We start from the raw sequence: 8863 nt of genomic DNA on the forward strand, positions 1-8863 counted from the left end.
ACTTTATAGCTGCTACTAATCCTATAATCCATATTGAATTAAAATTTGTAATTCCACCCCAAGTTAATACAATTAGTAGACCCAAGACATTAGTATAGAACCTCAACGAAAAAAAGTTTTCATATCGATAGTATTTATCAGAATTATAATCAGCAATCAAAATTGGTCTAAGTTGCAGATTCGTTAGCATAAATACTGGTGCAGCTATAGATAAAGCATATGAGTATTCACCAAGTGCTTGACCTGAGAAATACTTTGCAATTATGGTTAGTATTAACCACTGTGAAAGCGCAAAAATGACATTACCACCTAATAACCACTTCGCCCTACTAATTAGTTTTAGCATAACTACGGCCATTTTTTATATATAGTTTCATAGCTATCTCTATACCTTCGTGATTAAAATATCTCTGCTTATAAATTAGTAAGCTTTTAGCGTTACTCACATCTCACTGTATGTATCTTATACCACCCTCTTTAAATCAAGGTGTATTATAACTTTATAGAAAACAATATCACTGTTTACTAATACTAACTTAATCGCACTGAACAGTTTATTTAATCTCCTAAAGCCAATTCATAAGCTTTATTTTCAGAATTTAAACTGCCAGTGGTCACTATGAGCACATTAATACTTACTGACACTGTATTATACATACAAAAGAATACGGGACGTTTCTTACTATCTCATTTGAAATAGAAATATCTGCCTGAGACAATTGCTGCTGCATAACTATCGTCTTAATCTTGACGGCTACTAAATACGTTGAAATACCTTACCGTAATAGTCTTAATACTATAAACATGAGCAAATATACCGGCACATAGCTCATTGGCGCACTTTATTACTGTATATAGAGATAAGAGATTACAAATAGTATCTTTGAATTTAAGAAGCGTAGAATCCTATCTATAGGTGAAGCTACTGACATCAATGACGCTTTATACATGCGCTTGATACGCAGAAAACAGCTGTTTTTCAAACCATCACTGATATTTCTATAATTAGAACTGCTCGAATCAGCAATAGAGCGCTGTACCTAGCCTAAGGATAGTAAATACAGTCATTAATCGACACCTTTAAACGCAATCTGGCTATCAGTTAAACCTGTGGCTCATCTGCCAGTATTTATTTAATTTTTTCATAGGCTACTAGCCTCTGCATTATGCTTATTTTCATTATTACTAATTATCTAAACGAAATAGTTATAGGCTGAGATCAGTATCATCTTTTGGGAAGACATACTTAATGCCATAGAGAATATAACTCTCTTTGCCAAAAATAAGAATTTTCTATTACTGTTTATATGTACTGTTTGTGCGTAATCGCTAGCCGTAGTCCCACATAACCACGGCTATTTTAATACTATTAATCCCTATTATAACGTACCTGTGTTAATGTTTATTTGATAGTAATTAGGCATTACAGACTACGACACTATTGAGGCGTAGCCCCTGCTTGATAACCTGCTACAAAGTATTTGAATTGCTGCTTTAGCCAGTTCACATCGTGCTGCTTGGCCTTTTGATTCAGCTTAGAGAATGCCTGCTCAATCTCACTTAACGGGAAGCTATGCTCCATGGCCTGCATAATGAGCGGATGAGTCGTCTCCTGAACATTATCTTCCCCAATGATTAGCTCTTCATAAAGTTTTTCACCGGGGCGCAGACCAGTAAATACTACCTCGATATCTCCATCTGGATTCTTTTCATCTTTTACTTCAAAGCCACTTAACTGAATCATGCGATGAGCTAAATCTACAATCTTCACCGGTGCACCCATATCCAATACAAATACCTCACCACCTTTAGCCATAGCACCGGCTTGAATCACTAGGTTGGCAGCCTCAGGGATAGTCATAAAGTAACGAGTGACATCAGGATGGGTGACCGTTATTGGCTGACCTTTTTCGATCTGCTTAGTAAAGACTGGCACTACTGAGCCGGACGATCCAAGGACATTACCGAAGCGCACCATACTGATACAAGTGTGTTGATTATTGCTATCCTGACTCAAGCCTTGACAAGCGAGCTCTGCTAGACGCTTGGTAGCACCCATAACGTTAGTAGGCCTCACTGCTTTGTCAGTTGAAATCAACACAAAAGTTTCCACATGCGCATCGATAGCAGCACGAGCACAATGGTAAGTACCTTTGCTATTGTTTATCGCTCCTTCAAACGGGTTATGCTCAACGATAGGTACATGCTTATAAGCGGCGGCATGATAAACCGTCTGAATATGATAGCGCTTGAATATTTGTAATAGCTTGTCTTGATTGGTCACATTACCGATGATAGCTACTATTTCGATATTAGCGTATTCAGCCTTACTGGCTTGCTTAGCTAATAGCTCTTGGTGAATGCTATATAGCGCAAACTCTGATAGCTCATAGAGCACTAATACTTTAGGCTTATTCTTTACGATTTGTCTACATAGCTCGCTACCTATCGAGCCACCAGCACCAGTGACTAATACGCATTTATCTTTAATATTCATTTGCAAGAGGCTAGCAACCGGCTCAACCGTTTGACGATCTAATACGTCTAAGATATCGACTTTGCGCATACTACTGACGGTAACTTTTTCATCGGCTATTTCTTCTAAGCTTGGCAGCTCTTTGATCTTTATGGAAATACCAGAGAGCTTATCTATAATCTCTCTTTTATGAGCCCGATTTATAGAAGGCATCGCTAAGAATATTTGGGCAATATCCAGTTTTGCCACTAGCTCAACTAGCTGCTGGGCGCTATAGATACGCTTACCCATTATATAAGCGCCCGTTAGCTGAGAGTCATCATCTACGAAAGCGACGACATTATACTTATGGGAGTTTTTAAGACCTTCTAATAGCTCTTTGCCCGCTTCTCCAGCACCATATATCAGTACATTGTCACAGTCATCAACGTTATTGCGTTTCAGGCGCTGACCTTGCCAACGTGTTAGCAATTCCCTAATAGTCAAACGACTATTCCATAACCAGATAAACAATAAAAATAGATATAGAATAGGTACCGCGCGAGGAACGCCGGGTAGTAACTTAAGATAAAGTATGGTTTGCCCTACTAGGATCAATGCAAAGAATAGCTGTAGTACTCGGCCCATCATTGCATCGAAAAAACTACGCGCTACCCCTTTATAAAAGCCAATGGCGTATAAGCCTACTACTGGAATCAAAGCATATAACACAAGCCGTAATGGGCTAATATGATTACCCATATAGCCATAGCGGGCAGCTATAGCCAAGTACAAGCAAGCTGCCGACATCATAAAGTCAGCTAGGAGCAGGATACTGCGCTTAGTACTGCGTGATAATGATAACAGATACTCAGCCATGCGCTGTCGCAAGCTAACCTGTTTAGTACTGTACTCGTTACTATTATTTTTTAATTTCATGGACATAACGGACAACTATTTTAGTCAAACTCTAGACACCAATTATAAAGCAAGGCTATAGCCCGCAAAAACAGCAGTTAGTTATTATTGCCATAAGCATAGCTGTAGTGATAACTATACTTACTCATAAGGCCTTGCTGCACGTCATTAAGGATAATGCCATCCACTTGCACATTGGCTTTATGCATCTGCTTGATAGCGTAAACTACTTGACCTTCGATTGACTTATCATAACGAGTGACCATCAATACTTTATCAGCATACTGTGACATGATGATGGCATCAGAAGCAGCTAATATCGGTGGTGAGTCTAATATAATATAATCATAATGAGCATTTAGCTCAGTCATCATAGTAGTGAACTTATCTCCTGACAATAGTGATGCCGGGTTATGAGGATGTTGACCTCTAGGCATAAAGTCAACATTATCCATAATAGTAGGATGGACTACCGTAGTTATCGCAACATCTTGTGCTAGGTAATCTCCCAAACCATTATCTTGAGTCATATTGAACATCTTATGCAGCTCACCCAAACGCATATCAGCATCAATTATTAATACCTTCTTATCGAGCTGGGCGAACACCTCAGATAGATTAGAAGATATAAACGACTTTCCGACTCCTGGACTCTCGCCAGTAATCAAGATGACTTTAGCACGTTGAGCGCTATCGCTAGTCGTAGTCATACCGAACATAAGGCTAGTTCGAAGGCTCTTTATCGCCTCGTAGCTCAAACTATTATTATCAGCATAAGCCAGTAATCTGTTTTGTGACTTCTTGCTCTTACCTAGTCGAGTTAGTAATGGTGAGCGTGGAATTGTAGCAATAACTGGTATACCAGTCTTAGCCTCAAGGCGCTCAGGATCTTTTACTACATTTCTTAATAAGTTTTTTAGTAGGACTAGCATTGTGCCTAACATAGCGCCCAATAACATAGCCAAGATTATGATCTGTAGCTTTTTCGGAGCAATGGCCTTATAAGTGTTAATAGGTAAGTCAATAATTCGCGCAAAGCCAATTTGCCCTGCCTTGGCTATTTGTAACTGCTGATAGTTTTTTAACAGAGTTAGATAGATCTCTCTGTTTATCTCAGTGTCTTGTGATAGTTTGAGGAACTCACGTTGTACTTCAGGCAACCCTGTAATCTTATTATCAATCTCTTGCTTTCTATTATTAAGTACTCTGAGCTGATCGTTGATCTGAATGACTAGCGGATGCTCTTCAGTATAGTAAGTGGTCAAATCAGCTTTTTTAAGTTTTAACTCATTAAGCTGAGCATCAATTTGCGAGTTTTCAGTTAATAGTAATTCAGCTTCTTTGCCAACATCGATAGTACCGTACTGTTTACGAAAGTCATTAAATATTTTTTCAGCCGCTTCAAGCTTTTGCTTTAAAACTGGAATTTGGCTTTCCATAAACTCAATAGTCTTAGTTGTCTCTTCTGAGCCGCGCGATTGATTCTGACCAATATAGGACAGAATAATTTCTTTTAAGATTAAGCTGACTTGCTGCTGATTAGCACCAGTCAATGACATTTCTATAACGCCAGTCTGCTTACCTTTTTCTACTACCGATAGCGCACTGTTAATTGAATCAGTAGTAGTCTGCAGCGACTGCTTAGTGATGTTGACAGTATGACCGTTATCTGGCAAATTGTTGACGGTGATTTCAATAATACCATCTACGCTTTTAAACTGATGAGCTTGGCCTAACTGACCCTTATAATCATCAAAACCACTGCTCAGTACAAAGCCAGTACCCGACTCAGAACGAATTAAGGTAAAAGACTGATTAAGGTTAGATTGCGGAACCTCGAAATTACTAACTTGCACATTCCCATCTGCAGTTGCCAGAGCTACCCCTTCAGGAATATTCACTTGCGTATCAGTACGATTATTTTTAATTCTAGTTAAAGCATCAACCTCAGGATCACTTAAGCGTATGCCTAGATGTAATAAATCTACTACCGGCTGTAATACCATCCGTGACTTAATAAGCTCAGCTTCTGTCTGCGCTTTACTCTCCTCTGATCCTAACAAATCAGAAATGTTTTCTCCAAGGGCAGGGAGACCTCCTGACTTATCATCAATTTGAATAAGAGCATTTGATTTAAAGGTAGGATTCACGTAACGGCTATAAAGCACACCTATAAGCAAGCCTACTAAAGCAAAAAACAAGATGGTTTTCCAGCCACGCAACAAGGCAAATAGCAAAGCTAATAGATCGATTTCATCTTCATCTTTTTGCTCAATAGGCTTTGATAGGCTTTTTGAATCTGTATTCATAACTGTATATTCATCACTTAAGGATAATCTGTTTATAACCAACTATTTAAAGGCCAAATAGTTAATGTGTCTTCAACTAATTTTATCAATCCATGGCTTAAGACTTTCTACAATATCTTTTCTAGCCACTTCAAACAACGCTAGTTCATGGCGGTAGGGATCAGCAATATCTTTATCATTCCAGTGACCAATTTTAAAAGTCTTGCCACGGCAATGTGGCCAGCGCTCTTCAATCCACTTAGTCTGACCATCTGACATAGTTAAGATAAGGTCTGCTTTTTTGACTAGATTTTCATCTATTTGCTTAGCGATATGGGCGGACATATCTACATTATAGGGGTCCATTACTTGTTGCGACTTAGGGTCAACACCGTTACCTACTACCGCTGAGAGTCCAGCAGAGTCAATATGCTTTTGTGGAAATTGATGCGCTAACAGCGCCTCAGCTATCGGGCTACGACAGATGTTACCAACACAAACTACCAAAATATTATCAAATGCCATAATCATTGCCTATTAATTAATATCGACTTGGTGCTAAGTAGAACCTTATCACTTCTAAACCCAGCACTTATATACCAGCAAGACTTCTGATCGCTGTACTCGAAGGTAGCAGAGAATTGATAACTCGGTTCCAGCGCGTTAAACCCGTAGGATCGACATAGACTATATCATTAGGCTGCATCTCAAAACGGTTGGCTAATGCAAGGTTAGTAATTGTCTGCATATTGACATAATAGATATCAGTCAGCTGATATCCAGAGTTATTACGAACAATATATATTTTAGCGGCATTAGCCGTAAGTGCGTTCAAACCTTGTGACTCCCCTACTACCTGCGCTAGGGTTAGCCCTTGCTCCAGGATAGGCACTGGCTTGACTTGACCAAATTCACCTAATACATAGACAGTGTTACGACTTTGGCTATTGACATGGATAGAGTCGCCGTCTTGCAAATATATTTGATTGCCCGATGATCCTATTTGTCTTAACGCTTGCAAGCCAATATTATAATTTCTACCTTTACGATTCAATACTAGGCTATTTGAATCCCCAGTAGTAGTAGCACCACCAGCCATAGATATCGCACTATATAAAGATACTGGGGCGTCTTCAATAGCGAACTCGCCAGGTTGCTTAACCTCACCATCGATAAAGAACTTATTGCCACGATATTTAATAATTTTTACTTGAGGGTCTGAGAACTTAAGGTAGCGCTGCAGCTTGCTCTGTAGACTAGCTGTAAACTGCGGCACACTTATACCGCTGGCCTTAACACGTCCTACTAATGGAAACTGTACAAAGCCTTGTTGATCTACTGGGTATCCTGCGGCCGAAGGGCTATTATCATTACCATTTGACGGCAGTGACTTAATATCTGGATAGCCTACTAAATTAATACTTAAGATGTCACCTGGCGCAATACGATATTCTTTCTTAGTAGAGCTAGCTATTAGCTGATAGATATCATTACTAGGTCTAGATACTTGTGGTGGAGGTAGGGTAGCTAAGTTTAACGGCTGCACATTGAATTGCAGACCATTCTCAGCAACGAAGCTACCTACTGGCGGCAAGTCACCAGACTGTAAGCCAGAGTTTATAGTAGTAGTAGTCGCACAACCAGATAACAAACTGATCAGCAGTAAGCTTGTTGCCCCTAGCAGCTTTGAGGATTGACCCATAATAAAAACCTTTATAAACTCAGTAATAACCAGTAATAAGTAATCATTAGCAACACTAATGCCACTGTTGTATCAATATGTTACGTATTTTACAAAAGGCCATAATAGCATAGTTGATTAAAAATTAATAAACTCTTATCGCTTAAAGTTATTATCTTTCAACTATAAATTTACAACTTATTTTTAGCAATTGAAAGTATATAGTTAACTCTATGTTAAGACAATACTGTGCTACTGGTATAAAGCTGTTGTAGACACTGCCGATAAGGTGGAACTGTGCTGTCAAACTTTAGAGTAGCAAAGTGCAGCTATAAAGGTTTTTAAGCCCTTAAACTATAGATTTTGCCTATTTGAAAAAACCAATCATATCAATATTCTTTGCTAGGCTTTCGAACAACTGTGAGAGCTAACTACTGTACTCTGCTTATAAATAGCGTATAATGTGGCGCTGCGCAATAATGCCACAATTAGTATGCTGTTACCTACATTGAGAAATGTAACACCAACCGAATCAAGGATTAAGTTATGAAAGACGAAAAACTACAAAAAGCCCTCGCCCGTATGGGTCTTGGCTCACGTCGCCAAATGGAAGAAGTGATCAAAGCTGGACGAGTGTCAGTAAATAACGGCCCTGCTACTATCGGTGATCGTGTCAGTCAAGGTGATGAAATTCGGGTTGATGGTCGTCAGATTAAATATACCGCTGAAAACGAAAAGCGTCGCCGTGTTCTAGCCTATTACAAGCCTGAAGGCGAGATCTGCTCAGCTAACGATCCAGAAGGTCGTCCAACAGTCTTTGAGCGCTTGCCTAAATTGACGCATGATCGCTGGGTGATGGTCGGTCGCTTAGATATTAACTCTAGCGGTCTATTGCTATTCACTAACGATGGTGAAATGGCCCATCGCTTAATGCATCCTTCTAGCGAAGTCACTCGTGAGTACGCTGTACGAGTATTAGGTGAAGTAACCCCTGAAATCGCTCGAGCGATGACTACGGGCGTAATGCTAGACGATGGTATGGCAAAGTTCGATGATATCAAAGAAGGCGGCGGTGAAGGCGTCAACAAATGGTATCATGTTAAGCTAAACGAAGGCCGTAACCGTGAAGTTCGTCGTCTATTTGAGTCGCAAGGTCTTAAAGTAAGTCGCCTGCTACGTACTAGTTATGGCAGTATTGCTTTGCCTAAAGAGCTACGTACTGGTCGCTTTTTGGAGCTAGATAGAAAAGATATCAATACCTTGACGGACTTAGTCAGCCTACGCCCACGCTATGGTACTGGTCTACATGGTGCCGCTAAAGATAAGCAAGAGCGTATCAAAAACAAACCGCTTAAAGCACGTCGTAGCGAAAACACTCGCAGTACTACTAGCACTGCCAAGCCAAAAAGTAGCGCTAGCCCAGCTAGTCGTGGTTCGCGTAATACTCGTGATCGCAATAGCAAGCGTTAAGCTAAACGCTGTATTGGTTTTAGCATAAAAAAGCGGCCGATGATTATTTAT

Annotated in this window: 5 protein-coding genes and 1 pseudogene; 1 reads left to right on the forward strand and 5 read right to left on the reverse strand. The window is 39.7% G+C overall.

All coding sequences use genetic code 11. From position 1 onward, the window contains the following. The 5 genes and pseudogenes from KPY62_RS13335 to KPY62_RS13355 form a co-directional block, all read right to left on the reverse strand. Positions 1-346: pseudogene (locus KPY62_RS13335) on the reverse strand (hypothetical protein); the annotation flags it as partial. Between the two features lie 1092 nt (positions 347-1438). Continuing rightward, a complete protein-coding gene (locus KPY62_RS13340) occupies positions 1439-3400 on the reverse strand; it encodes a polysaccharide biosynthesis protein (RefSeq protein ID WP_216583437.1) in 1962 nt (653 codons plus the stop codon). A gap of 71 nt (positions 3401-3471) precedes the next feature. Further along, positions 3472-5682 carry a polysaccharide biosynthesis tyrosine autokinase gene (locus KPY62_RS13345; protein WP_216583438.1) on the reverse strand — a complete coding sequence of 737 codons (2211 nt, stop codon included), beginning with the start codon at positions 5680-5682 and terminating at the stop codon, positions 3472-3474. Positions 5683-5754: 72 nt separating this feature from the next. After that, positions 5755-6186 carry a low molecular weight protein-tyrosine-phosphatase gene (locus KPY62_RS13350; protein WP_216583439.1) on the reverse strand — a complete coding sequence of 144 codons (432 nt, stop codon included), beginning with the start codon at positions 6184-6186 and terminating at the stop codon, positions 5755-5757. A 67-nt stretch (positions 6187-6253) separates the two neighbouring features. Then, on the reverse strand, positions 6254-7363 hold the full coding sequence (locus tag KPY62_RS13355; RefSeq protein ID WP_228730789.1) for a polysaccharide biosynthesis/export family protein: 1110 nt from the start codon (positions 7361-7363) through the stop codon (positions 6254-6256). 525 nt (positions 7364-7888) lie between these two features. On the opposite strand from KPY62_RS13355, the gene rluB reads away from it, so the two are divergent. Then, entirely contained in the window at positions 7889-8812 is a 924-nt protein-coding gene (rluB, locus tag KPY62_RS13360; protein ID WP_201623230.1) for a 23S rRNA pseudouridine(2605) synthase RluB, read from the forward strand. The last annotated feature ends 51 nt before the right edge of the window (positions 8813-8863 follow it).

Source organism: Psychrobacter sp. TAE2020 (assembly GCF_018919485.1).
GTDB lineage: Bacteria > Pseudomonadota > Gammaproteobacteria > Pseudomonadales > Moraxellaceae > Psychrobacter.

Excerpts from the sequence above, each read along its gene's own strand:
- KPY62_RS13340 (WP_216583437.1), bottom strand. The coding sequence starts at position 3,400 with ATGTCCATGAAATTAAAAAATAATAGTAACGAGTACAGTACTAAACAG.
- KPY62_RS13345 (WP_216583438.1), bottom strand. The coding sequence starts at position 5,682 with ATGAATACAGATTCAAAAAGCCTATCAAAGCCTATTGAGCAAAAAGAT.
- KPY62_RS13350 (WP_216583439.1), bottom strand. The coding sequence starts at position 6,186 with ATGGCATTTGATAATATTTTGGTAGTTTGTGTTGGTAACATCTGTCGT.
- KPY62_RS13355 (WP_228730789.1), bottom strand. The coding sequence starts at position 7,363 with ATGGGTCAATCCTCAAAGCTGCTAGGGGCAACAAGCTTACTGCTGATC.
- rluB (WP_201623230.1), top strand. The coding sequence starts at position 7,889 with ATGAAAGACGAAAAACTACAAAAAGCCCTCGCCCGTATGGGTCTTGGC.